The sequence below is a fragment of the Mycolicibacterium thermoresistibile genome (genome assembly GCF_900187065.1).
Taxonomy (GTDB): Bacteria; Actinomycetota; Actinomycetes; order Mycobacteriales; family Mycobacteriaceae; genus Mycobacterium; species Mycobacterium thermoresistibile.
In genome coordinates, this window is sequence record NZ_LT906483.1 from 2,738,843 (window position 1) to 2,761,501 (window position 22,659).

The 22,659-nt window shown below is 69.3% G+C and carries 19 protein-coding genes and 3 pseudogenes; 4 read left to right on the plus strand and 18 right to left on the minus strand.

What is annotated here, in order from left to right; all coding sequences use genetic code 11:
- Window positions 1-9: 9 nt before the first annotated feature.
- The 3 genes from CKW28_RS12815 to pyrR are packed head-to-tail and all read right to left on the minus strand — an operon-like array spanning window position 10 to window position 2,818.
- A complete protein-coding gene (locus CKW28_RS12815; RefSeq protein ID WP_003925448.1) occupies window positions 10-1,314 on the minus strand; it encodes a dihydroorotase in 1,305 nt (434 codons plus the stop codon).
- Window positions 1,311-2,264 carry an aspartate carbamoyltransferase catalytic subunit gene (locus CKW28_RS12820; protein WP_003925449.1) on the minus strand — a complete coding sequence of 318 codons (954 nt, stop codon included), beginning with the start codon at window positions 2,262-2,264 and terminating at the stop codon, window positions 1,311-1,313. The genes CKW28_RS12815 and CKW28_RS12820 overlap by 4 nt, the downstream gene beginning before the upstream one ends.
- A complete protein-coding gene (gene pyrR / locus CKW28_RS12825; protein ID WP_040546905.1) occupies window positions 2,261-2,818 on the minus strand; it encodes a bifunctional pyr operon transcriptional regulator/uracil phosphoribosyltransferase PyrR in 558 nt (185 codons plus the stop codon). The genes CKW28_RS12820 and pyrR overlap by 4 nt, the downstream gene beginning before the upstream one ends.
- A 121-nt stretch (window positions 2,819-2,939) precedes the next feature.
- Between pyrR and CKW28_RS12830 the strand changes: the two genes are divergently transcribed.
- The gene (locus CKW28_RS12830) at window positions 2,940-4,145 is read left to right on the plus strand and encodes a serine hydrolase domain-containing protein (protein ID WP_003925451.1); all 1,206 of its coding nucleotides are present in this window, start codon (window positions 2,940-2,942) and stop codon (window positions 4,143-4,145) included.
- Window positions 4,146-4,243: 98 nt separating this feature from the next.
- On the opposite strand, the pseudogene CKW28_RS12835 reads toward CKW28_RS12830, so the two are convergent.
- From CKW28_RS12835 to CKW28_RS24510, 3 pseudogenes are all read right to left on the minus strand, one after another.
- Window positions 4,244-6,158 (minus strand): annotated as a pseudogene (locus CKW28_RS12835) (fumarate reductase/succinate dehydrogenase flavoprotein subunit); the annotation flags it as partial.
- A pseudogene (locus tag CKW28_RS12840) lies at window positions 6,155-6,472 on the minus strand (ABC transporter ATP-binding protein); the annotation flags it as partial. The pseudogenes CKW28_RS12840 and CKW28_RS12835, both read right to left, overlap by 4 nt.
- Before the next feature lie 280 nt (window positions 6,473-6,752).
- Window positions 6,753-6,899: pseudogene (locus CKW28_RS24510) on the minus strand (hypothetical protein); the annotation flags it as partial.
- 162 nt (window positions 6,900-7,061) lie between these two features.
- On the opposite strand from CKW28_RS24510, the gene CKW28_RS12850 reads away from it, so the two are divergent.
- Window positions 7,062-8,027, plus strand: a complete 966-nt coding sequence (locus CKW28_RS12850) for an ERCC4 domain-containing protein (RefSeq protein ID WP_003925454.1) — start codon at window positions 7,062-7,064, stop codon at window positions 8,025-8,027.
- A gap of 6 nt (window positions 8,028-8,033) precedes the next feature.
- Here the strand turns inward: CKW28_RS12850 and nusB are convergent, their stop codons facing one another.
- Genes nusB through CKW28_RS12865 form a run of 3 tightly spaced genes read right to left on the minus strand, consistent with a single transcriptional unit; the run spans window position 8,034 to window position 10,189 of the window.
- On the minus strand, window positions 8,034-8,516 hold the full coding sequence (gene nusB, locus CKW28_RS12855; protein ID WP_003925455.1) for a transcription antitermination factor NusB: 483 nt from the start codon (window positions 8,514-8,516) through the stop codon (window positions 8,034-8,036).
- Between the two features lie 2 nt (window positions 8,517-8,518).
- Entirely contained in the window at window positions 8,519-9,082 is a 564-nt protein-coding gene (gene efp / locus CKW28_RS12860) for an elongation factor P (RefSeq protein WP_003925456.1), read from the minus strand.
- A 21-nt stretch (window positions 9,083-9,103) separates the two neighbouring features.
- Window positions 9,104-10,189 (minus strand): M24 family metallopeptidase, encoded by a 1,086-nt coding sequence (locus CKW28_RS12865; protein WP_003925457.1) that lies wholly within the window; start codon window positions 10,187-10,189, stop codon window positions 9,104-9,106.
- A 33-nt stretch (window positions 10,190-10,222) separates the two neighbouring features.
- Between CKW28_RS12865 and CKW28_RS12870 the strand changes: the two genes are divergently transcribed.
- Window positions 10,223-10,765 carry a B-4DMT family transporter gene (locus CKW28_RS12870; protein WP_003925458.1) on the plus strand — a complete coding sequence of 181 codons (543 nt, stop codon included), beginning with the start codon at window positions 10,223-10,225 and terminating at the stop codon, window positions 10,763-10,765.
- A 42-nt stretch (window positions 10,766-10,807) separates the two neighbouring features.
- Here the strand turns inward: CKW28_RS12870 and aroQ are convergent, their stop codons facing one another.
- Genes aroQ through aroC form a run of 4 tightly spaced genes read right to left on the minus strand, consistent with a single transcriptional unit; the run spans window position 10,808 to window position 14,227 of the window.
- Complete coding sequence (aroQ, locus tag CKW28_RS12875) at window positions 10,808-11,257, minus strand: type II 3-dehydroquinate dehydratase (RefSeq protein ID WP_003925459.1); 450 nt, start codon at window positions 11,255-11,257, stop codon at window positions 10,808-10,810.
- Window positions 11,254-12,345, minus strand: coding sequence for a 3-dehydroquinate synthase (gene aroB, locus CKW28_RS12880; RefSeq protein ID WP_003925460.1), 1,092 nt, complete (start codon window positions 12,343-12,345; stop codon window positions 11,254-11,256). Before aroB ends, aroQ begins: the two co-directional genes overlap by 4 nt.
- Window positions 12,342-13,013, minus strand: a complete 672-nt coding sequence (locus CKW28_RS12885; protein ID WP_040546708.1) for a shikimate kinase — start codon at window positions 13,011-13,013, stop codon at window positions 12,342-12,344. The genes aroB and CKW28_RS12885 overlap by 4 nt, the downstream gene beginning before the upstream one ends.
- The gene (aroC, locus tag CKW28_RS12890; protein ID WP_003925462.1) at window positions 13,013-14,227 is read right to left on the minus strand and encodes a chorismate synthase; all 1,215 of its coding nucleotides are present in this window, start codon (window positions 14,225-14,227) and stop codon (window positions 13,013-13,015) included. The genes CKW28_RS12885 and aroC overlap by 1 nt, the downstream gene beginning before the upstream one ends.
- Before the next feature lie 156 nt (window positions 14,228-14,383).
- On the opposite strand from aroC, the gene CKW28_RS12895 reads away from it, so the two are divergent.
- Window positions 14,384-15,919, plus strand: coding sequence for an HNH endonuclease signature motif containing protein (locus CKW28_RS12895; RefSeq protein ID WP_003925463.1), 1,536 nt, complete (start codon window positions 14,384-14,386; stop codon window positions 15,917-15,919).
- Between the two features lie 982 nt (window positions 15,920-16,901).
- Here the strand turns inward: CKW28_RS12895 and CKW28_RS12900 are convergent.
- Genes CKW28_RS12900 through alaS form a run of 5 tightly spaced genes read right to left on the minus strand, consistent with a single transcriptional unit; the run spans window position 16,902 to window position 22,642 of the window.
- Window positions 16,902-17,342 carry a prepilin peptidase gene (locus CKW28_RS12900; protein WP_003925464.1) on the minus strand — a complete coding sequence of 147 codons (441 nt, stop codon included), beginning with the start codon at window positions 17,340-17,342 and terminating at the stop codon, window positions 16,902-16,904.
- A 10-nt stretch (window positions 17,343-17,352) separates the two neighbouring features.
- Window positions 17,353-18,186: a shikimate dehydrogenase gene (locus CKW28_RS12905; protein ID WP_040546712.1), complete on the minus strand. Its 834-nt coding sequence runs from the start codon at window positions 18,184-18,186 to the stop codon at window positions 17,353-17,355.
- Window positions 18,176-19,420 carry an endolytic transglycosylase MltG gene (locus tag CKW28_RS12910; protein ID WP_003925466.1) on the minus strand — a complete coding sequence of 415 codons (1,245 nt, stop codon included), beginning with the start codon at window positions 19,418-19,420 and terminating at the stop codon, window positions 18,176-18,178. The genes CKW28_RS12905 and CKW28_RS12910 overlap by 11 nt, the downstream gene beginning before the upstream one ends.
- Complete coding sequence (gene ruvX / locus CKW28_RS12915; RefSeq protein ID WP_003925467.1) at window positions 19,413-19,931, minus strand: Holliday junction resolvase RuvX; 519 nt, start codon at window positions 19,929-19,931, stop codon at window positions 19,413-19,415. The genes CKW28_RS12910 and ruvX overlap by 8 nt, the downstream gene beginning before the upstream one ends.
- Window positions 19,932-19,933: 2 nt before the next feature.
- Window positions 19,934-22,642, minus strand: coding sequence for an alanine--tRNA ligase (gene alaS, locus CKW28_RS12920; protein ID WP_003925468.1), 2,709 nt, complete (start codon window positions 22,640-22,642; stop codon window positions 19,934-19,936).
- Window positions 22,643-22,659: the final 17 nt, after the last annotated feature.

The following is a 22,659-nucleotide window of genomic DNA, read 5'->3' on the forward strand; positions in this document are numbered from 1 at the left end:
TCCCCGCGCTCATGACGTCGCGGCCTTCCCGTCGCGGGCGGTGATCTTGCCGCGCAACATGGTCAGCGTCACGGTGGCCGGCAGCGTCATCGATTCGTAGGGGGTGTTCGCCGATCGGCTGGCCAGCCCGGAGCCCTCGACCACCCAGCTGGCGTCCGGGTCGACGACGGTGAGGTTGGCCGGTTCCCCGACCTCCAGCGGGCGCCCCTGATCGGGCAGCCCGACGATGCGGGCCGGGTTCTCGCTCATCACCCGCGCCACCCCGCGCCAGTCCAGCAGCCCGGGCGTCACCATGGTCTGCACCACCACCGACAACGCGGTCTGCAGACCCAGCATGCCGGGGCGGGCGGCGGCGAACTCGCACATCTTCTCGTGTTCGGCGTGCGGCGCGTGGTCGGTGGCCACACAGTCGATCACACCGTCGGCCAGCGCCCGCCGCAGCGCCTCGGCGTCTCCGGCCTCGCGCAGCGGCGGGTTGACCCGGTTGCGGCCGTCGTAGCTGGCCAGCCGGGAGTCATCCAGCATCAGGTGGTGCGGGGTGACCTCGGCGGTGATCGAGATTCCTTGGGCCTTGGCCCATTTCACCAGTTCGACGGTCCCGGCGGTGGAGGCGTGGCAGATGTGCACGCGCGCGCCGGCGTCGCGGGCCAGCAGGGCGTCGCGGGCCACGATCGACTCCTCGGCCGCCCGCGGCCAGCCGGTCAGCCCGAGCCGGGCCGCGTTGGGCCCCTCGTGGGCGACGGCGCCGACGGTCAGCCGCGGCTCCTCGGCGTGCTGGGCGATCAGCACCCCCAGCCCGCGCGCGTATTCCAGGGCGCGCCGCATCACCAGCGGGTCGTGCACGCAGAGGCCATCGTCGGAGAACATCCGCACCCGGGCGGCGCCGGCGGCCATCAGGCCCATCTCGGTGAGCTGTCTGCCCTCCAGGCCGACGGTCACGGCGCCGACCGGATGCACGTCGACCAGCCCGACCTGCTGGCCGCGCCGCCAGACGTGGTCGGTGACCACCGGGCTGTCGGCCACCGGATCGGTGTTGGCCATCGCGAACACCGCCGTGTAGCCGCCGAGAGCCGCTGCCGCCGAACCGGTTTCGATGTCCTCGGCGTATTCGCGGCCGGGCTCGCGCAGGTGGGTGTGCAGATCGACGAAGCCGGGCAGCAGGATCTGACCGTCGGCGTCGATGACGTCACCGAGTTCACCGTCGCCGGGAATCGGCAGCTTCTCGCCGATCTCGGCGATCTGACCGTCGGCGACCAGCACGTCGACGGGTTCACCCTCGCCGTAGGGTCGCACGTTGCGGATCAAAACCCTCATACACTCACCTGTTCGTCGGCACCCACGAGCAGGTGGAACAGCACCGCCATCCGCACGTGGACCCCGTTGGAAACCTGTTGCAACACCGCCGATTGCACCGAATCGGCCACCGTGGACGCGATCTCCATGCCCCGCAGCATCGGACCCGGATGCAGCACCACCGCGTCGCCGGACAGCATGGCCTGCCGCTGCTCGCTGAGCCCGTAGAGCACCGAGTACTCCCGCGCCGACGGGAAGAAGCCGCCGTTCATCCGCTCGGCCTGCACCCGCAGCATCAGCACCGCGTCGGCGCCGGGCAGTTCGGCGTCGAGATCGTGCGACACGGTGGCCGGCCAATCGGTAACCCCCACCGGCAGCAGTGTGGGCGGGGCGACCAGCACCACCTCGGCGCCCAGGGTGTGCAGCAGCGACACATTGGACCGGGCCACCCGGCTGTGCAGGATGTCGCCGACGATGACGACCCGCCGGCCCTCGATACCGCCGAGCCGCTGCCGGATCGTCAGCGCGTCCAGCAGCGCCTGGGTGGGGTGTTCGTGGGTGCCGTCCCCGGCGTTGATGACGCTGGGCCCGCCGCCGTCCCCGTCGGCCGTCCAGTGCGCCAGCTGCTGGGCCGCCCCGGACGCCGGGTGGCGGATGACCAGCGCGTCGGCGCCGGCCGCCCGCAACGTCAGCGCGGTGTCGCGCAGCGACTCCCCCTTGCCCACCGAGGACCCGGTGGCGCTGACGTTGATCACGTCGGCGCTCATCCACTTGCCGGCCACCTCGAACGACACCCGGGTGCGGGTGGAGTTCTCGTAGAACATCGTGATGATGGTGCGGCCGCGCAGCGTGGGCAGCTTCTTCACATCCCGGCCGAGCAGCGCCTGCCGGAACCGGTCGGCGTCGTCGAGGATGGCCACGGCCTCGTCACGTGACAGATCGGCCGCCGACAGCAGATGCCGAGCCGTCATCTGGAGATCACCACCCCGTCCCGGTCGTCGTGTTCACGCAGCAGCACCCGCACGCTCTCACTGCGGGAGGTCGGCACGTTCTTGCCGACATAGTCGGCGCGCAACGGCAACTCGCGGTGCCCGCGGTCGACCAGCACCGCCAGCTGCACCGCGCGCGGCCGGCCGATGTCGCGCAGCGCATCCAGCGCCGACCGCACCGAGCGGCCGGAGAACAACACGTCGTCGACGAGGATCACCAGCGCGTCGTCGATCCCGCCCTCGGGGATGGTGGTGTCCTCCAACGGGCGGGGCGGTTTGATGTTCAGGTCGTCGCGGTACAGCGTGATGTCCAGTGCGCCGTGCGGCACCTGCACGCCGGAGAATTCGCGGATCTTGGTGGCCAGCCGGTCGGCCAGCGTCACCCCGCGGGTGGGGATTCCCAGCAGCACCACCCGGGGCGCGTCCGGACCGTCGAGCGCGGTCTTCTCGATGATCTGATGGGCGATGCGGGAAATGGTTCGGCCGACGTCCGCCGCGGACAACAATTCCCGGGCGGCATCTGAACCGTCAGCCATCGAGCCCACGAGTGACCCCTGACCTCCTTCTCCGCCTCACGGGACGGATCGTTAAAGGACGTCGAACTGCGGCGAGCTTAGCACCCGATGGCCGCTGCGCCGAACGTCGTAGGCTGGCTCGGTGCAGCTCGACGCGAATCGATCCTCGATCATCGAAGCCATCGACTCCGGTGTCCTGGCCGGGGCCGTCACCCTGGTGTGGCGGGGCGGACAGGTGCTCCAGGTCAATGAACTCGGTCACCGCGATGTGGAGGCCCGGCTGCCGATGCGCCGCGACACCATCTTCCGCATCGCCTCGATGACCAAACCGGTCACCGTCGCCGCGGCGATGACGCTCGTCGACGAGGGCCGGCTGGCGCTGACGGACCCGGTGACCCGCTGGCTTCCCGAACTGGCCGACATGCGGGTGCTCGACACCCCGGGCGGACCGCTGGACCGCACCCATCCGGCGCGGCGGGCGATCACCGTCGAGGATCTGATGACCCACCGCAGCGGGCTGGCGTACTTCTTCTCGGTGACCGGTCCGCTGGCGCGGGCCTACTCGCGGATCTCCACCCGCCAGCATCCGGACCACTGGCTGGCCGAGCTCGCCGAGCTGCCGCTGGAACATCAGCCCGGTGAGCGGCTGACCTACTCGAACGCCACCGACGTCCTCGGCATCCTGCTGGAACGCATCGAGGGCAAGACCCTGCAGGACGTGCTCGCCGAACGCATCTTCGGGCCACTGGGCATGGTCGACACCGGGTTCTATGTGGCGGCGGCCAACCGCAACCGCACTGCGACCATGTACCGGCTCACCGACGACGACACGCTCAGCAACGACGCGATGGGTCCGCCGGCGGTCACCCCGCCGCCGTTCTGCATGGGCGGCGGCGGGCTGTTCTCCACCGTCGACGACTATCTGACCTTCGCCCGGATGCTGTTGGGCGGCGGGGCCGTCGACGGGGTGCGGGTGCTGTCCGAGGAGTCGGCGCGGGCGATGCGCACCGATCGGTTGACCGCCGAGCAGAAGCAGCACCCGTTCCTGGGCATGCCGTTCTGGCTGGGCCGCGGCTTCGGGCTGAACCTGTCGGTGGTCACCGATCCGGCGCAGTCCCAGCGGCTGTACGGACCGGGCGGGCCGGGCACCTTCAGCTGGCCGGGCGCCTACGGCACCTGGTGGCAGGCCGATCCCAGCGCCGATCTGATCCTGATCTATCTGATCCAGAACTTCCCGACGCTGGGTGTGGACGCGGCCGCGACCATCGCCGGCAACACCTCACTGCTGAAGCTGCAGTCGGTGCAGCCCAAGTTCGTCCGCTGCACCTATCAGGCGCTGGACTTGTAGAGCGCGCGGCGGGCGTAGGCACGCACGTCGGCGTCGGTGTCCTTGAGCGCGAGTTCCAGCGCGTCGCGGGCCGCCGGGTCGTCGGCCCAGCGGGTGAGGCTGGGCACGTACACCGCTACCGACCGCACCAGCGGGTCAGGTAATTTCAGGTGCACCGCAACAACTTCGGGTCGCGGTAACACGTCGACCAGTTCCCGCAGCCCATCCGCGGCGACACGGCGCACCTCGCCGTCGTCGTCGTGCAGGGCGTGCAGCAGCACGGCCGAATAGCCGTCCGGCAAGTGCTCGACCAGGGTGGCGACGGCGGTGCGGCGCACCCCGGCGTCCGGGTCGGCGAGGTAGCTGCCGAGGTCGTCGACGGTGGGTGCCTCCAGGGCCAACACCTGCGCGATCCGCGGCGACGGCGGCGGTCCGGCGGTTTTCCGGATCCTGGTACCCGCCGCGGTAGACGCCGGCCCGCCCACCAACGGCGGCTGCTCGACGGCCACCACGGGCCGCTGCGAAGGCACATGCTGCAGCTCCGGCACCGGCACCAGATACAGGGCGACCGGGCGTTTACGGAACCGCATCTCGCTGTCGTCGTCACACCTCCACCGCGCGCATCAACTCGTGTGGGGTGCGCGCGCCCATCTCGGCGATCTCGTCACGCATCCGCTCGAAGGTTTGCACCGCGATGGACAGTTTCGTCGCTGTCTTCGGCGGTGCGACGTAGTCGTTGACGAACCGCCGCAGCTTGTACTCCACCTGCGGTTGCGGTGGGCCGTCGGGATGGCGCAGCGGCCGGTAGATCAACTAGTGGGCTTCGCGCAGTTGGTCCTCGGGAAGCTGCTGCGGTAGTTGGGTTTCGGTCAGTGTCGAGGCGGCGTGTTCCCCGGCCAGATCACCGTGGACGAAGGCACCGATCATGTAGTTGTGCTGCACGCAGGCCAGGTCACCGGCGGCGTACAGGCCGGGCACCGTGGTGCGGGCATGTTCGTCGACCCACACCCCGGAGGCGGAATGCCCACTGCACAGCGCGATCTCGGAGATGTGCATCTCGATATCATGGGTGCGGTAGTCGTGGCCGCGGTTGGCTGGAATGTGCCGCGGGTGGGCCGTTCGGTGGTATGCAGGATGTTCTCCAGCGTGCTCAACGTCTCGTCGGGCAGATGGGAGACCTTCAGGTAGATAGGCCCACGGGCGGATTCGATCTCGCTTTTGACCTCGGCCATCATCTGGCCGGACCAGTAGTCGGAGTCGACGAACCGCCCCCCGCTGCGTTGACCTGATACCCGCCGAACGGGTTGGCGACGTAGGCGCAGGCCGGGCCGTTGTAATCCTTGATCAGCGGGTTGACCTGAAAGCATTCGATACCCGACAGTTCGGCACCGGCGTGATACGCCATCGAGTAGCCGTCACCGGCGTTGGTGGGGTTCTCATAAGTGCCGTAGAGATAGCCGAGGCCGGCAGACCGAGGCGCCCGCATGCACCGGTGGCCAGGATCACTGCCTTGGCGGCCACCGCGACGAAGTCCCCCGTGCGGGTGTGCAGGGCGGCGGCACCGACGGCCCTCGTGCCATCGGTGAGCACCCGCACCGGCGTCAACCGGTTCTCGATCTGGATCTTCTCCCGCATTTTGCGTTGCCGCAGCACCCGGTACAGCGCCTTCTTGACGTCCTTGCCCTCCGGCATCGGCAGCGCATAAGAGCCGGACCGGTGCACCCGACGCACCGCGTACTCGCCGTGTTCATCTTTCTCGAATTTCACGCCGTAGCGTTCCAGCCGCTGGACCATCGCGAATCCGCGGGTGGCGGTCTGATAGATGGTGCACTGGTTGACGATGCCGGCGTTGTTGACACCGTCCATGCCCATGGCCAGCGCACCGGAGTGGCGCACATGCGCCTTCTCCAGCAGCAGCACCCGCGCACCGTGTTCGGCGGCGGTCAGCGCGGCCATGGTGCCGGCGGTGCCGCCGCCGATCACCAGCACATCGGTGTCGAACCGAACGGTTTCGCTCAGTTCCGGTATTCTCATGAATTCTCCAGTGCTGCAATTAATTTCTTGCGTAAGGCGACGCGGGATATGTGCTCGGTGCGTGGTTCGGAGACGTCGAGCACCGCCCGCAGCGGTTGGCCGGCGCGACCGAGCACAGCCACCCGATCGCCGAGGATCAACGCTTCGTCGACGTCGTGCGTGACGAACACGATCGTGGTGGGATGGGCCCGCCAGGTGTCGATCAACAGGCGTTGCATTGCGGCGCGGATCTGGGTGTCCAGCGCGGCGAACGGTTCGTCCATCATCACCGCGCGCGGCGCCCCGGCCAGTCCGCGAGCCAGCTGCACCCGTTCCGCGGAGATGACGCAGATCCAGGCCACCCCCATGCCCACCGACAGCCCGCCGAACAGCCCAGGCAGGAACCACCTGTGCGCCGGGCTGCAACCCCAACCGGCGCGCCACGGCGGGCGGGGCGGCAAGGGTCATCGCGGCACGGACTCGTTGCGTACCTCGCCGTAGTTTGGACGTCTCCTTGAGGCCGACCAGGGCGTCGAGCCCATGCTCGTACTTGCGCACCAGTACGTGCGTGCCGACCTTCGGGCCGCGACCGATCAGGCCCTCCGCCTTGAGCGCGGCGAGCGCTTCGCGAACGGTGTTACGGGAGACGAAGAAATCCGCCGCCAGCTGCTGCTCGACGGCAGTCCGTCGGGATAGGCCCCGGCGTGAATTTGCTGGCGCAGCACGCAGCTCATGGTAGGTGCGCCAAAGGCACCGCTTCACGCCGTCACTTCGGGCGTTGAGAAGCCGAGCCGCAATGCGCCGCCCCGTGTAGTGCCGCTACCTGCAAGAACGCAGCCGGCGGGGCGCTATACGCCACCGCAGCCGGCGGAACGGCCTTTTGATCGCGCTGATCCGAATCGGGCACCGACTAACCTCACCCACGTGGAACTGCTCATCGCGGCGAACCCGAACCCCGAGTCGCGGTTGCCCTACCTGATCCGCCTCCCCCTCGGTGCAGGACTGGTGTTCTCGACGTCGGGGACCTGGCCGCGAACGAAGGCGTTGTACTGTCACCCGCTGGACCTCGAGCAATGGCCGGCCGACGCCGAGGTGGTCGAACGGATCGAACTGCGGGCGTGTCAGCGGCGCGGCGCCGCGATCGACATCATCGCCGCCCGGGGCCGGGAGAACCGCTCCCAGTTGGTCTTCACCACCGCGCGCGGACGCGAGGTGGTGTTCTGGCAGGGCCCACGCACCACCAGGCAGTCCCGGCCCGGGGTACGCACCCCGTCAGCCCGGGCCGCGGGCATCGCCGACCTGCACGTCGTCGTGGACACCCATGAGCGCTACGCCTACGACTTCGCGGACAAACCCGTCACCGTGAGCCGACGCGCCCTACCCTGCGGTGATTACGGCGTGGCCGTCGGCGAGCGGCTGGTGGCGGCGGTCGAGCGAAAGTCGTTGTCGGACCTGACCAGCGGTCTGCTCAACGGCAAGCTCAAATACCAACTCACCGAGCTCGCCACGCTGCCGCGGGCCGCGGTGGTGGTGGAGGATCGGTATTCGGAGATCTTCAAGCTGACCTACGCCCGGCCTTCGGTGGTCGCCGATGCGCTGGCCGAACTGCAGATCGCGTTCCCGACGGTGCCGATCGTGTTCTGTCAGACCCGCAAGCTCGCGCAGGAGTACACCTATCGGTATCTGGCCGCCGGCCGCACCTGGGCCCTCGACAACGCCGATGCGGCCGCGGCCTTCGGTGTCGACGCGACAGCCGATCACGGATCTCATCGAGTCGAGCCGAGCTCCGCGCAGATCCGCACCTGGGCACGCGACGCGGGCCTGCCGGTGGCGGACAAGGGGCGACTACGCGCGGAGATTGTCGCCGCCTGGCGCGAAGCCCATACGTAACGGGAGTCACTCGGTACCGCGCACCGCCTGGGCGGCCGCGCGGATCTGCGGGGTCACCAGCATCACCTGTCCGAGCACCCCGTTGACGAAGCCCGGCGACTCGTCGGTGGACAGTTCCTTGGCCAGTTCCACCGCCTCGTCCACGGCCACCGGCTCGGGAACGTCGTCGGCGTGCAGCAGCTCCCACACCGCCACCCGCAGGATGGCCCGGTCCACCGCGGGCAGCCGCTCCAACGTCCAGCCCTGCAGGTGCGCGGAGATGAGGTCGTCGATGTGCGCGAGGTGCTCGGTCACCCCGCGCACCACCTTCACCGTGTACGGGTTGAGCGGCGCGATGTCGGGTTGCTTCTCGGCCAGGGCGTTTCGCTGCTCCGCCGCCTCGGCGGGAGTGATCTGCCTGGCCTCCGCCTCGAACAGAAGGTCGACTGCTCGTTTACGGGCTTGATGCCGGCCCCGGTCGGCGCGACGTTCGGGCTTCTTGTCGGTCACAGCTAGTTGGTCACACGTCCCAGGTAACTGCCGTCGCGGGTGTCCACCTTGACCTTGTCACCGGTGTTGATGAACAACGGCACCTGAATCTCCGCACCGGTCTCCACGGTGGCCGGCTTGGTTCCGGCGCTGGACCGGTCGCCCTGCAGGCCCGGCTCGGTGTGGGTGACCTCCAGCTCCACCGACACCGGCAGCTCCAGATACAGCGGGGAGCCGTCGTGGAAGGCGATCTGCACAGGCAGGCTCTCCAGCAGGAACTTGGCCGCGTCGCCGACCATCGACTCGGGCAGCGGGTGCTGCTCGTAGTTCTCGGAGTCCATGAACACGAAGTCCGAGCCGTCCCGGTACAGATAGGTGGCGTCGCGCCGGTCGACCGTGGCGGTCTCGACCTTCACCCCGGCGTTGAAGGTCTTGTCGACGGTCTTGCCCGACACCACGTTCTTGAGTTTGGTCCGCACGAACGCCGGCCCCTTACCCGGCTTGACGTGCAGGAACTCGACGATCTGCCACAGCTGGCCGTCGATCACCAGCACCAGCCCGTTCTTGAAGTCGGCGGTCGTTGCCACAGTCGGTTCGTCTCCTAAATCTCAGTCGAGAACAGCCAGATCCTTGGGGAACCTGGTGAGCAAGTCGGGGGTCGTCTCACCTACGACCAGCGTGTCCTCGATGCGGACACCGCCACGGTCGGGCAGATAGACACCTGGCTCCACGGTAACCACAGAGCCAGCAAGCAGTGTACCGACGGCGGCGGCGTTGATCCCCGGCGCTTCGTGGATGTGCAGTCCGACGCCGTGCCCAAGACCGTGGCCGAAGTTGTCGGCATACCCGGCGTCGGCGATCACCTGCCGCGCCGCGGCGTCCACCTCGCGCAGCGGCGCCCCCGCCCGCAGCGCCTCGGTCCCGGCCCGCTGCGCGGTCGCCACCAGCTCGTAGAGCTCGTGCTGCCACTGCGCCGCCGGACCGAGCACGAAGGTGCGGGTCATATCGGAGTGGTAGCCGGCCACCAGCGCCCCGAAGTCGATCTTGACGAAGTCCCCGGCCTTCAGCTCGGCGTCGGTCGGGCGGTGGTGCGGGATCGCCGAATTGGCTCCGGCCGCCACGATGGTCTCGAACGACGGCCCGTCGGCGCCGTGGTCGAGCATCAGCGACTCCAGGTCGCGTCGCACCTGCTTCTCGGTGCGGCCCGGACGCAGCCCCCCACCGGCGACCAGATCCGTCAGCGCCGCGTCGGCGGCTTCGCAGGCCAGCCGCAGGATCGCGATCTCCCCGGCATCCTTGACCTCGCGCAGCCGTTCGACGATCCGCGGGGCGCGCACCAGCTCGACACCCTCGGCGGCCTGCTGCAACGCCGTGTGGGCGTCCACGGTGACCACATGGCTCTCGAAACCCAGCCGGCGGATCCCGTCGGCGGCGGCGCGGCCGGCCAGGTGGGGCCCGCACGCCCGCTCGATGACCAGTTCGACGTCGGGCGCCTGCCGGGCGGCCTGGGTGCGGTAGCGCCCGTCTGTCGCCAGCACGGCGGTGGCGCCGTCCGCCTTGACCAACAGTGCGGCATTCGACCCGGTGAACCCGGAGAGATAACGGACGTTGGTCAGATCGGTGACCAACATCGCGTCGAGTTCGGCGTCGGCGAGGTGGTGTCGCAGTCGATCCCGTCGTTGTGAAATAGTCACAGTTGATGAAGCTACTCGCTACGCTGAGGCCCCATGAGTAAGTGGCTGCTGCGCGGACTGGTGTTCGCGGCCCTGATGGTGGTGGTTCGACTCTTCCAGGGCGCGTTGATCAATGCCTGGCCCGTCCGGGCGACATTGATCAGTGTGACCCTGGTGGTGGCGTTCGCCATCGTCGCCTTCGTGTGGGGCTATCTGGACGGCAGGTCCGACGCACGAGCCAACCCCGACCCGGATCGCCGCTCGGATCTGTCGATGGCCTGGCTGCTGGCCGGGTTGTTCGCCGGGGTGGTCAGCGGTGCGGTCTGCTGGTTCATCGGGCTGTTCTACGAGAGCCTGTACGTGGAGGCCCTGATCAACGAGGTCACCACGTTCGCGGCGTTCACCGCGCTGCTGACGTTCCTGGCGGCGCTGAGCGGGGTGGCGCTGGGCCGCTGGCTGGTCGACCGCAAGACGCCCGACCAGCCGCGCCGCCGGGTCGGAGCCGACGGTGACACGAACGCCGACACCGACGTGTTCGCCGCGGTGCAGAACGGCGGCGGCACGACCGTCGAGGCCCCGCCCCAGGACCGCACCTAGATCTTTCCGGGGAGTTTCCCGGCTTTCGGGGAGTTTCCGGGTTCAGGCGCTCTTGCCGGTGTTCGCGAGGTAGCGGAGTGCCAGCAGGTAGCCCTGCACGCCGAGCCCGACGATGACCCCGGTCGCCACCGCGCTCAGATAGGAGTGGTGCCGGAACTCCTCCCGGGCGTGCACGTTGGAGATGTGCACCTCGATCAGCGGTGCGCGCAGTTCCGCGCAGGCGTCCCGCAGGGCGATCGACGTGTGGGTGAACGCGCCGGCGTTGAGGATCACCGGCACCCCGGCGTCGGCCGCGTCATGGATCCAGCCGAGCAGCTCGGCTTCGCTGTCGCTCTGCCGGACAACGGCTTTCAGCCCGAGGTCGGTGGCCTCCCGTTCGATCATGGCAACCAGATCGTCGTGGGTCGTACTGCCGTACACCTCCGGTTGACGGCGGCCGAGCCGGCCCAGGTTCGGCCCGTTGATGACGTACACCGTGGACTGCGCGGTCATGCCTTGCTCCCCTGTGCGGCGATCTCCGAGTAGGCGGCGGTCAGCAACGACGGGTCCGGGCCCTCCAACCGTCCCGGTTTGGCCAGGCCGTCGAGCACCACGAACCGCAACACCCCGGAGCGGGTCTTCTTGTCGCCGCGCATGAACTCCAGCAGCTCCGGCAACGCATCGGCGTCGTAACTGACCGGCAGCCCCAGCGCGGTCAGCACCGAACGGTGCCGATCGGCGGTGGCGTCGTCGAGCCGGCCGGCCAGCCGGCCCAGTTCGGCGGCGTACACCAGGCCCACCGACACCGCCGCGCCGTGACGCCACTGGTAACGCTCGCGCCGTTCGATCGCATGAGCCAGGGTGTGGCCGTAGTTGAGGATCTCCCGCAGTTGCGATTCCTTCTCGTCGGCGGCCACCACCTCGGCCTTGACCGCCACCGCCCGCCGGATCAGTTCGGGCAGCACGTCCCCGGCCGGGTCCAGCGCGGCCTGCGGATTGGCCTCGATCAAGTCCAGGATCTTCGGGTCGGCGATGAATCCGGCCTTCACCACCTCCGCCATACCGGCGACGATCTCGTTGCGCGGCAACGTCTCCATCGTCGCCAGGTCGATCAGCACCCCGATCGGCTGATGGAACGCCCCGACCAGGTTCTTGCCGGCATCGGTGTTGATGCCGGTCTTCCCGCCGACCGCGGCGTCGACCATGCCCAGCAGCGTGGTGGGGATGTGCACGATGTCGACCCCGCGCAGCCAGGTGGCCGCGACGAATCCGGCGACATCGGTGGCCGCTCCCCCACCCAGGCTGACGATCGCGTCTTTGCGGCCGAGCCCGATGCGGCCCAACACTTCCCACACGAAACCGACGACCGGGAGGTCCTTGCCCGCCTCGGCGTCGGGGATCTCGATGCGGTGGGCATCGACGCCGCTGTCCGCCAGCCGGGACCGGATCGCCTCGGCGGTCTGGGCCAGCACGGGCTGATGCAGCACGGCCACCTTGTGGCGGCCGCCGAGCAGGCGGTCCAGCTCCCCCAGCAGCCCGGTGCCGATGATCACCGGGTAGGGCGGGTCGACCTGGACGTCGACGGTTACCGGTTCAGTCATTCTCTTCGCTCCGCGTGACGGACGGCCAGGGCCGCGGGGGTGGGCGGATTGTCGGTGCTCGGTTCCGCTGTCAGGGTGGCCGGCTCTCTTCGGGAGCGGCCGGAGCCGCCACGGCGACGACGGCGCCGTCGCGGCGAGGTGTTCTGAGCGTTCTCCGGCCGGGAATCCTCCAGCCGGCTGACGATCTGGCGGACCACGGCACCCGGATTGCGCCGGTTGGTGTTGATCCGCATGGTCGCCACCTGCCGGTACAACGGACCGCGTTCGGCCATCAGCTTGCGGAACTTCTCGGTGCGGTCCCCGCCGGCCAGCAGTGGCCGCACGGTGCTGCCGCCGGTGCGGCGAACTCCCTCGGCCAGACCGATCTCCAGATAGATCACGGTGTGCCCGACCAGCGCCTCCCGGACTCCGGGTGTGGTGACGGCGCCGCCGCCCAGGGACAGCACACCGTCGTGGGTTTCCAGCGCCTCGCGGATGACCTCCTCCTCGATCCGGCGGAACTCCGGTTCGCCGTCGGTGGCGAAGATGTCGGCGATGGTGCGGCCGGTGCGCTCCTCGATCACGACATCGGTGTCGAGCAGGGTGAGATCCAGGGCCTTGGCCAGCCGCCGGCCGATGGTGGACTTGCCGGAGCCCGGCAATCCCACCAACACCGCCCTGGGCGCCATCAGCCCGACGCCTGGGCCGCCGGGCGCGCTGACGGTTCGCGGGCCGCCACCGCGCGCAGGTAGTTGTCGATGTTGGTGCGGGTCTCGGTCAGCGAGTCCCCGCCGAACTTCTTCAGCGCGGCGCGGGCCAGCACCAGCGCGACCATCGTCTCCACCACCACGCCGGCGGCCGGGACGGCGCACACGTCCGAACGCTGGTGGATGGCCGACGCCTGTTCACCGGTGGTCATGTCCACGGTGGACAGGGCGCGCGGCACGGTGGAGATCGGTTTCATCGCCGCCCGCACCCGCAGCGGCTGGCCGTTGGTCATGCCGCCCTCCAGCCCGCCGGCCCGGTTGGTCGACCGGCTCACCCCGTCGGGTCCGGGATACATCTCGTCATGGGCCTGGCTGCCGCGGCGACGGGCGGTTTCGAAACCGTCGCCGATCTCGACGCCCTTCATCGCCTGGATGCCCATCACCGCGCCGGCGAGCTGACTGTCGAGGCGGTCGTCGCCGCTGGTGAACGATCCGAGCCCGACGGGCAGTCCGGTGGCGACCACCTCGATGACACCGCCGAGGGTGTCGCCGTCGCGTTTGGCGGACTCGATCTCGGCGATCATCGATTCCTCGGCGTCCTTGCCGAATGCCCGCACCGGGCTCTCGTCGATGGCGGCAAGGTCGGAGGGTTGCGGCGGCGGGCCGTCGTAGGGGGTGGACGCACCGATCGAGATGATGTGGGAGATCACCTCCACGCCGAGCGCCTCGCGCAGGAAGTTGCGGGCCACCGTGCCCGCGGCGACGCGGGCGGCGGTCTCCCGGGCGCTGGCCCGTTCCAGCACCGGCCGGGCGTCGTCGAACCCGTACTTGAGCATGCCGGCGTAGTCGGCGTGGCCCGGCCGCGGGCGGGTCAGCGGCGCATTGCGCGCGACGTCGGCGAGTTCGGCGGGATCGACCGGGTCGGGAGCCATCACGGTCTCCCACTTGGGCCACTCGGTGTTGCCGATCTGGATCGCGATGGGTCCGCCGAGGGTGACACCGTGCCGGACGCCGGCCAGCATGGTGACCTCGTCCTGCTCGAATTTCATCCGGGCGCCCCGCCCGTAACCCAGCCGCCGGCGCCGCAGTTGCTCGGCGATGTCGGCGGAGGTGACGGGCACACCGGCGACCATCCCCTCGAGCACGGCCACCAACGCGCGCCCGTGGGATTCACCGGCCGTTATCCATCGCAACACGCGTCCCATCTTCCCATGACGCCGCGCACCGGCCGAATCGCTGGTGGCCGGCACACGCGGGTGAACGACATGACGGTTGTCCCCAATCGCCGATTCATCCACAGCTCGCCGTTCGGTCGGGGTCTGTTGTCACACCCCCGCACTATATTCGCACATATGTTCGAAAGAACACGACCGGACACCACCGCCCTCCCGGAGATCGAAGACCTCGCGTCGTTGAGTGACGCGGAGCTCATCGCCGCCGGGGTCGGCTGGGCCCGCGCCGAGAATGCGGCGGCCGCCCGCAAATTGGCGGTCATGGCCGAGTTGTTCGCCCGCCGCACCGGCTTGGCCGCGGGCGAACGGGAGGACTGGTTCGTCGACCCGGCAGCCGAGCTCACCGCCGAGCTTGCCGCCGCCCACGGCATCAGCCAGGGGCTGGCGATGGCGCAGACCCACCGGGCGGTCGCATTGCGGGACCGGCTGCCCGAGGTCGCCGCCCTGTTCGCCGCCGGCCGGATCAGCGATCTGCTGGTTCGCACGATCGTGTGGCGCACCCATCTGATCGTCGACGCCGAGGCGCTGGCACGGGTGGACGCCGCCGTGGCCACCTGCGCCACCGACTGGGGCGCGTTGTCGAAGAAGAAGGCCGAACAGGCCGTCGACGCGCTGGTCGAACTCTACGATCCGGGGGCGCTGCGGCGCGCACGCACCGCAGACCGCAGCCGCGACGTGGTGATCGGATCGCCGGCCGATGAACCCGGCATCACCAACATGTGGGGACGGCTGTCCGCACCCGACGCCGCCGCGCTCAAGAAGCGTCTGACCGCGATGGCCCGATCGGTGTGCCCCGAGGACCCGCGCACTCTGGCCGAGCGGCGCGCCGATGCGCTCGGCGCGCTGGCCGACGGCCTCGACCTCGTGTGCGAATGCGGCGCCGATGACTGCCCGGCCGTCCGGAACGGTGCACCGGAGCAGAAGCCCACGCCCGACACCGTGATCTATGTGATCGCCGAGTCCGGCACCGTCGACGCCGCGAGCCAGGCCCCTGTTGACGACGACGGCCAGGCCGCTGTTGACGACGAGGGCGCCGAACCACCGGCGGCGCCACCGGCTTTCATCGTCGGACACGGCGTGTTGCCCGCACCCCTGCTGGGTCCTCTGCTCGACCGGGCCCGGCTGTGTCCGCTGCGGCATCCTGGCTCCGCACCACCCGAACCGCGATATCGGCCGTCCGCGGCACTGGAGGCGTTTGTCCGCTGCCGCGACCTCACCTGTCGGTTCCCGGGTTGTGACCGGCCGGCCGACGTGTGCGATGTCGACCACACCGTCCCCTATCCGGACGGACCGACGCATGCCTCGAATCTGAAGTGTCTCTGTCGTTTCCATCATCTGTTGAAGACGTTCTGGGCGGGCTGGAAGGACTGTCAACTGCCCGATGGCACCGTCATCTGGACGTCGCCGACCGGCCAGACCCACACCACCAAACCGGGCAGCGCCTTGCACTTCCCGTCGTTGTGCGCACCGACCGGGACACTGAATCCGCCCGACACCACATCGGCCTCCACCGCAGGGGCCTCCACCGCAGGCCGCGACCTGAAGATGCCCAAGCGGCGCCGCACCCGCGACGAGGACCGCGCCTACCGGATCGAGGCCGAACGCCGACTCAACGCCGACCTGGTCGCCGAACGCAACCGGCCCCCTCCGTTCTGAGGCCAGGGGATGTCAGAGGATCGCCAGCGCGCCAGTTCCGAACCGCCGGCCAGTTGCGGACTGCGGTTGCCGGCGACCTGTTCTCTCGTTACGGGCGGCGGCGATAATGTGTGAAGCCATCGCGGGCCGCTGCCAGCGGACCCTTCCTGTGCAGAAGGTCTGTGGCCGCCCAGTGTGCCGTAGAACGGCGACCGTGGCATACCGCCAGCCCGTTACGTTCCAGGTACTTCAGTCCTTCCTGCACCTGATTCTGTTCCAGTTTCACCGCTCTGGCCAACTCGCGCACGGTGATTCCGGAGCCCCGCTGATAGAGCTGCCGGGCGATTCTGTAGTGCTGCTCCGGTACCGGAACAGGGGGCTCCTTGGGCGGCTTCCACGTCTTCTTCGTAGGCGGCGTCTTCGCAGGCGGTCGTGGTGGAGTCGGCTTATCATCGCCGACGTACTTCCTGCAGGTTAGGCAGATATCCTCGACGGTTGTGGTGCGGTGGATGCACCCGGCAGATTCCAGTGGGGCGCCGCGCTTGCCCAGCAAAATGGGCTTGCCTTCACGTCGACGCCGACGTCGCGGCGCTGCAGGCGGAGTCGCAGCCATGCTTCACGGTAACGAACCGCGTGACCGACACAGAGAAACTTCCAGCTATTCAGTTCGTGGGGCGGTCGTGTAGCGGGTGTCGTCCGACGCCACGGTCGCAGGGGATCTCGGCCAGACGCGCTGGCCGTCGGCAACGGGGCGCAACCCAGAACCGAGGAGGGTCTGTTCACGCACGGTGTCCTGACGTCGCTTCACGGCGTCAACAACCTATGGCGTCAGCGTCGCTGATGGTGTGGCGCCCACAGGTCCACACCGTCATTGATGTTCTGATGTAGGCGATGTTCTGAGGTAGGCGGGCCCCGCGCCTACCGGATCGAGACCGAACGCCGACTCAACGCCGACCTGGTCGCCGAACGCAACCGGCCCCCTCCGTTCTGAGGCCAGGGGATGTCAGAGGATCGCCAGCGCGACAGCGCCCGCGCTGGCGACACACATCGACGGGCCGTGCGGCACCGTTCGCGCGGCGGAGCGGATCAGCGCGATGACGCCGAGCACCCCGGTCAGCAGCGGCGCGGCCAACGCGGCCAGGGTCCACACCTCGGGTCCGAACGCGCCCGTCATCCCCCCGAGTCCGAGGGCGAGTTTGACGTCCCCGGCGCCCATCGCCGCCGGAGCCAGCAGATGCACGATCAGATAGACACCGGTCAACGCCATCGACCCCAACAGCGCCGGCACCCCATGACCGGCCGCCGCGGCGGCCATGAGCACCACGACGGCGCCCGGCAGGGTCAACCGGTTCGGCAGCCGCCGCCAGCGGATGTCGCAGACGCTCAGCGTCGCCAACCACCCGAGCGCCACGACGGCGCCGGCCCACCCCATGGCCCACCCCATGGCGTCCAGGCTATGGCTGGTTCAGCGCCGCCCTCATCGCTTCTTTGGGCGCGGGCCGGCCGGTGAACAACTCGACCTGGGTGAACGCCTGATTCAGCAGCATCTCCAGCCCGCTGATCACCCGACCGCCGGCTTCGGCCACGGCCGCGGCCAGCGGCGTCGGCCACGGATCGTAGATCGCGTCCACCAGCACCGGCGTGGCCGACAGCGCCGCCGCGTACCGGGCGGCCGCATCGGCGGGAATCGTGCTCACCACCGCGTCGACCCCGGCGGCCGTGACCCCGGCGAGGTCCTGCCAACGGGCCGAGGCGCCCAGCCGCTCGGCCAGTTCCACCAACGGGGCGGCCTTCTCACGATTGCGGGCGGCGACGGTCACCTGCCGGGCGCCCGACTCGACCACCGCGACCACCGCCGCGGGAGCGGTGCCGCCCGAACCGACCACCATCACATGCTCACCGACGGCGCCCAGCGCGCCCTTGACACCGTCGATGTCGGTGTTGTCGGCCAGCCAGCCGCCGTCCCGGCGCACCAGGGTGTTGGCCGATCCGACCAGCTCGGCGCGCGCGGTGCGCTGATCGGCGAACGTCAGGGCGGCGAACTTGCCGGGCATCGTCACCGACACCCCGACCCATTCCGGGCCGAAACCGCCCACGAGCACGGGCAGCTGCTCGGCGTCGCATTCGATGCGTTCGTAGGTCCAGCCGGTCAGGCCGAGCGCGCGGTAGGCGGCCAGATGCAGTTGCGGAGACCGGGAGTGCGCGATCGGCGATCCCAGCACCGCCGCCTTGCGCGCCGAACTGTCGGGCCGCGCCGAACTATCGGGCCGCGCCGAACTACCGGGCACTGTCGAGCACACCGTTGCGCAGGGCCTCCTGGATGTTGATCAGATGCTGCTCGTAGTCGCGGGTGAACAAGGTGGTGCCCTCCATGTCGATGGTCACGAAGAACAACCAGTCCCCCGGCTCGGGCTGTTCGGCGGCGAGCAGCGCGGACTTGCTGGGCGAACAGATCGGCGTGGCGGGCAGCCCCTCGCTCATGTAGGTGTTCCACGGCGTCACCTGGCCGCGGTCCTCGTCGGTGGTGGCCACCTCCTGCCGGTCCAGCGCATAGTTCACCGTCGAGTCGAACTCGAGCTTCTGGTTCACCGCCAGCCGGTTGTAGATCACCCGCGCGACCTTCGCGAAATCCTCCGGGGTGGATTCCCGCTGCACCAGCGACGCCACGGTGAGGATCTCGTAGGGTGACATGTTGGCCCGTTCCGCGGCCTCGAGCAGACCGTTCTGCGCATACAGCGCCGCACTGGCGGAGATCAGTGTCGAGAGGGTCTGCTGCGGGGTGGCCGCCGGGTTGATGTTCCAGGTGCCGGCCGCGATCAGCCCCTCCAGCCGGCGCGGATCGTCACCCATGGCCCGTACCGCCGGCTCGGCCCAGTGCGGCACCGACAGCGCCGCCGCCGGCGCGGTGCTCGCGACCTCGCGCAACTGCTCCACCGACATACATCGCTCTTCGCCGTCGAGATCCACACAACTGGCGCGCGCGATCATGGTGAGGATGCCTTCGGTGACCCGGTCGGTCTTGACGTCGCGGGTGTCGTCGAGTTGACGGCCCTCCGGGATCACCAGTTTGCCGACCCGGTTCTCCGGATCCGCCAGCCGGGCGACCGCATCGGCCGCCGGGATCTCGGTGCGCATCTTGTAGAAGCCGGGCTGGATCGACGAGATCGCCGCATTACCGGCGGCCGCGTCCACGAACGCCTTCACGGTGGCGACCACATTGTGTTCCTGCAGGGTCTGGCCGATCGCGGTGGTGGTGTCGCCGTCGCGCACCTCGATCACCACATCGGCCACCCCGTCGCCGCGGAAATCGGTCGGGGTGCCGAACATGCTGTGCCACAGCCGCGACCCCAGGAACACCGCGCCGATCATGACCACGATCAGCACGCTCAGCGACATTCCGATGGTCAGCCGTCTCCGGCGTCGCGCCCTCGCCTCACGCATCCGCTCGGCACGGGATCGTCCGGGCCGGGGCGGTCCGACCGCCGTCGGCTGGGCCCGGTACTGCGTCCACCCGTCAGTCATCCCCTGCCTCTCCGCGCGCCGACAGCGCCGCCCGGCGCTGATCCAACCAGCCCTGCAGGATGTCCACCGCGGCCACCTGATCGATCATCGCCCGTTGATCCCGGCTGCGGACACCGGCCGCCCGCAGGGACCGCTGGGCCGTCACCGTGGTCAGTCTCTCATCGGCCAGCCGTACCGGTACCGGATCGATCCGGCGCGCCAACTCATCGGCCAACGCGATCGCGTCCTGCGCCGCGGGTCCCATCCGGTCGGCGAGTGTGCGCGGGAGCCCCACGACCACCTCGACCGCGGACAGCTCGGCCACCAGCGCGGCCAGCCGCCGAAGATGCCGGCCGGACCGTTCACGGCGCACCGTCTCCAGCGGAGTGGCCAGCACGCCGTCCGGATCGCTGGCGGCCACCCCGATCCGCACCTTGCCGACGTCTACGCCGAGCCGCCGGCCGGGACCGGGATCAGGGGGCTGCAACGCGTCCCCGGGACGGTCCGGACGGCGCTCGCGGCTGTCATCCACACCTAGCTCCGGGCAATCTCCGCGCGTAGCGCGGCCAGTGCCGCATCGATGCCCGCCGCCTTCTTACCGGACCCCTGAGCCAGGTCCACCTTGCCGCCGCCGCGACCGTCGACCTCCGGGGCCAGCACCTTGACCAGGTTGTTGGCCCGCAGCCCGAGGTCCTGGGCGGCCGGGTTGACCGCCACCACGAACGGCACCGAGCCGTCGTCGGTGGCCGCCATCAGCGCCACCACCGCCGGATCCGAGCCCAGCTTGCCGCGGATGTCGCCGACCAGGTTGCGCAGCTCACCGGCGTTCAGGCCGGCGTCGATGCGCCGGGCCACCAGCCGCACCCTGCCGACCTGCTCGGCCTGGGCCACCGCATCGCTGACCGCCGCCTTGGCGTTGGCCAGCCGCAGCCGTTCCAGTTCCTTCTCGGCGGCCCGTAGCTTCTCCACCAGATTGGCCACCCGGTCGGGCACCTCCTCGGAGGGCACCTTCAGCGTCGAGGCCACCGCGGCCATCAGCGCGCGTTCCTTGCTCAGGTGGCGGAAGGAGTCGAGCCCGACGTACGCCTCGACCCGGCGCACCCCCGAACCCACCGAGGACTCGCCCAGGATCGTCACCGGGCCGATCTGCGCGGAGCTCTCCACATGGGTGCCGCCGCACAGTTCCAACGAGAACGGACCGCCGATCTCCACCACCCGGACCCGCTCGGGGTACTTCTCGCCGAACATCGCGATGGCGCCCATCGACTTGGCCTTCTCGAGTTCGGTGATGAAGGTGTTCACCTCGAAGTCGGCCTGGACCGCCTCGTTGGTCACCTCCTCGATCTGGGTGCGCTGCTGCTCGGACAACGGGCCCTGCCAGTTGAAGTCGAACCGCAGATAACCCGGCCGGTTCAGCGAACCGGCCTGAACCGCGTTGGGGCCCAGCACCTGCCGCAGCGCCGCATGCACCATGTGGGTGCCGGAGTGGCCCTGGGTCGCCCCGCGCCGCCACTCGGGGTCCACAGCGGCGATCACGGTGTCCCCCTCGACGAACTCGCCGGACTCCATGCTGACCCGGTGCACGAACAGTGTGTTGGCGATCTTCTGCACATCGGTGACCCGGGCGCGCGCGGCCATCGACGAACCGGTGCCCGTGATGGTGCCCTCGTCGGCGATCTGCCCACCGGACTCGGCGTAGAACGGGGTGCGGTCCAGCACGATCTCGACCTGTTGCGGAGGCGGGCTCTGCGAGCGCACCCGCGGCAGATGCGACACCACCGGCACCCGCTGACCGTCCACGAAGATACCGAGAATCTTTGCCTCGGAAGTCAATTCGTCGAACCCGGTGAACTCGGTGGGTCCGGCGTCGACCAGTTCGCGATACGCCGACAGGTCGGCATGGGCCTGTTTGCGGGCGGCGGCGTCGGCCTTGGCGCGTTCGCGCTGCTCGGCCATCAGGGTCCGGAAACCCTCCTCATCCACCGACAGCCCGGCCTCGGCGGCCATCTCCAGGGTCAGCTCGAGCGGGAAGCCGTAGGTGTCGTGCAGCGTGAACGCGTCCTTGCCGCTCAGCACGGTGGCGCCGGCGGCCTTGGTGGCCTTGGCGGCCTCCTCGAACAGCTTCGACCCCGACGACAGAGTGCGGTTGAACGCGGTCTCCTCGGCCACCGCGATGCGGTGGATCCGGTCGAAGTCGCTGATCAGGTTGCCGTAGGCGGGGCCCATGGTGTCCCGCACCGTGGCCATCAGATCGCCGACGATCGGGCGGTCCACGTCGAGCAGCTTGGCCGACCGGATGACCCGCCGCAGCAACCGGCGCAGCACATAGCCGCGGCCGTCGTTACCCGGGGTCACCCCGTCCCCGATCAGGATCGCCGCGGTACGGCTGTGGTCGGCGATGATCCGGTACCGCACATCGTCGGAATGACTGCCCTGGCCGTAGCCCCGTGGCGCCAGGCCGGCGACCAGATCGATCACCGGGCGGATCAGATCCGTCTCGTAGACGTTGTCGACGCCCTGCAGCAGGCAGGCCACCCGCTCGATGCCCATGCCGGTGTCGATGTTCTTCCGCGGCAGCGGGCCGAGGATCTCGTAGCCCTCCTTGGCCGGCCCGGCGCCGCGCTCGTTCTCCATGAACACGAGATTCCAGATCTCGATGTAGCGGTCCTCGTTGGCGATCGGGCCGCCCTCGACGCCGTAGTCCGGCCCGCGGTCGTAGTAGATCTCCGACGACGGTCCGCACGGCCCGGGGATGCCCATCGACCAGTAGTTGTCGGCCATGCCGCGGCGCTGGATCCGCTCCGGCGGCAGACCGGCGATCTCCTGCCACAGATCCGCGGCCTCGTCGTCATCGAGATAAACGGTGGCCCAGATCTTTTCGGGATCGAAGCCGTAGCCGCCGTCGTCCACCGACTTGGTCAGCAGGCTCCAGGCGTACTCGATCGCGCCGCGTTTGAAGTAGTCGCCGAACGAGAAGTTCCCGGCCATCTGGAAGAACGTGTTGTGCCGGGTGGTGATACCGACCTCGTCGATGTCCGGGGTGCGGATGCACTTCTGGATGCTCGTCGCCCGGGTGTACGGCGGGGTGCGCTGCCCGAGGAAATAGGGCACGAACTGCACCATGCCGGCGTTGACGAACAACAGATTGGGGTCGTCGAGGATCACCGAGGCGCTCGGCACCTCCGTGTGGCCCGCCTTCACAAAATGATCGAGGAACCGCTTCCTGATCTCGTGTGTCTGCACTTCCTTGTCGTCCTGTT

Bases quoted from the DNA above. Each gene is read 5' to 3' on its own strand.
- CKW28_RS12910 (WP_003925466.1), bottom strand. From the start codon at position 19,420: ATGACTGACGGGTGGACGCAGTACCGGGCCCAGCCGACGGCGGTCGGA.
- pyrR (WP_040546905.1), bottom strand. From the start codon at position 2,818: ATGGCTGACGGTTCAGATGCCGCCCGGGAATTGTTGTCCGCGGCGGAC.
- CKW28_RS12885 (WP_040546708.1), bottom strand. From the start codon at position 13,013: ATGGCGCCCAGGGCGGTGTTGGTGGGATTGCCGGGCTCCGGCAAGTCC.
- aroB (WP_003925460.1), bottom strand. From the start codon at position 12,345: ATGACTGAACCGGTAACCGTCGACGTCCAGGTCGACCCGCCCTACCCG.
- CKW28_RS12820 (WP_003925449.1), bottom strand. From the start codon at position 2,264: ATGACGGCTCGGCATCTGCTGTCGGCGGCCGATCTGTCACGTGACGAG.
- CKW28_RS12900 (WP_003925464.1), bottom strand. From the start codon at position 17,342: ATGGGGTGGGCCATGGGGTGGGCCGGCGCCGTCGTGGCGCTCGGGTGG.
- aroQ (WP_003925459.1), bottom strand. From the start codon at position 11,257: ATGACCGCGCAGTCCACGGTGTACGTCATCAACGGGCCGAACCTGGGC.
- CKW28_RS12815 (WP_003925448.1), bottom strand. From the start codon at position 1,314: ATGAGGGTTTTGATCCGCAACGTGCGACCCTACGGCGAGGGTGAACCC.
- CKW28_RS12895 (WP_003925463.1), top strand. From the start codon at position 14,384: ATGTTCGAAAGAACACGACCGGACACCACCGCCCTCCCGGAGATCGAA.
- CKW28_RS12870 (WP_003925458.1), top strand. From the start codon at position 10,223: ATGAGTAAGTGGCTGCTGCGCGGACTGGTGTTCGCGGCCCTGATGGTG.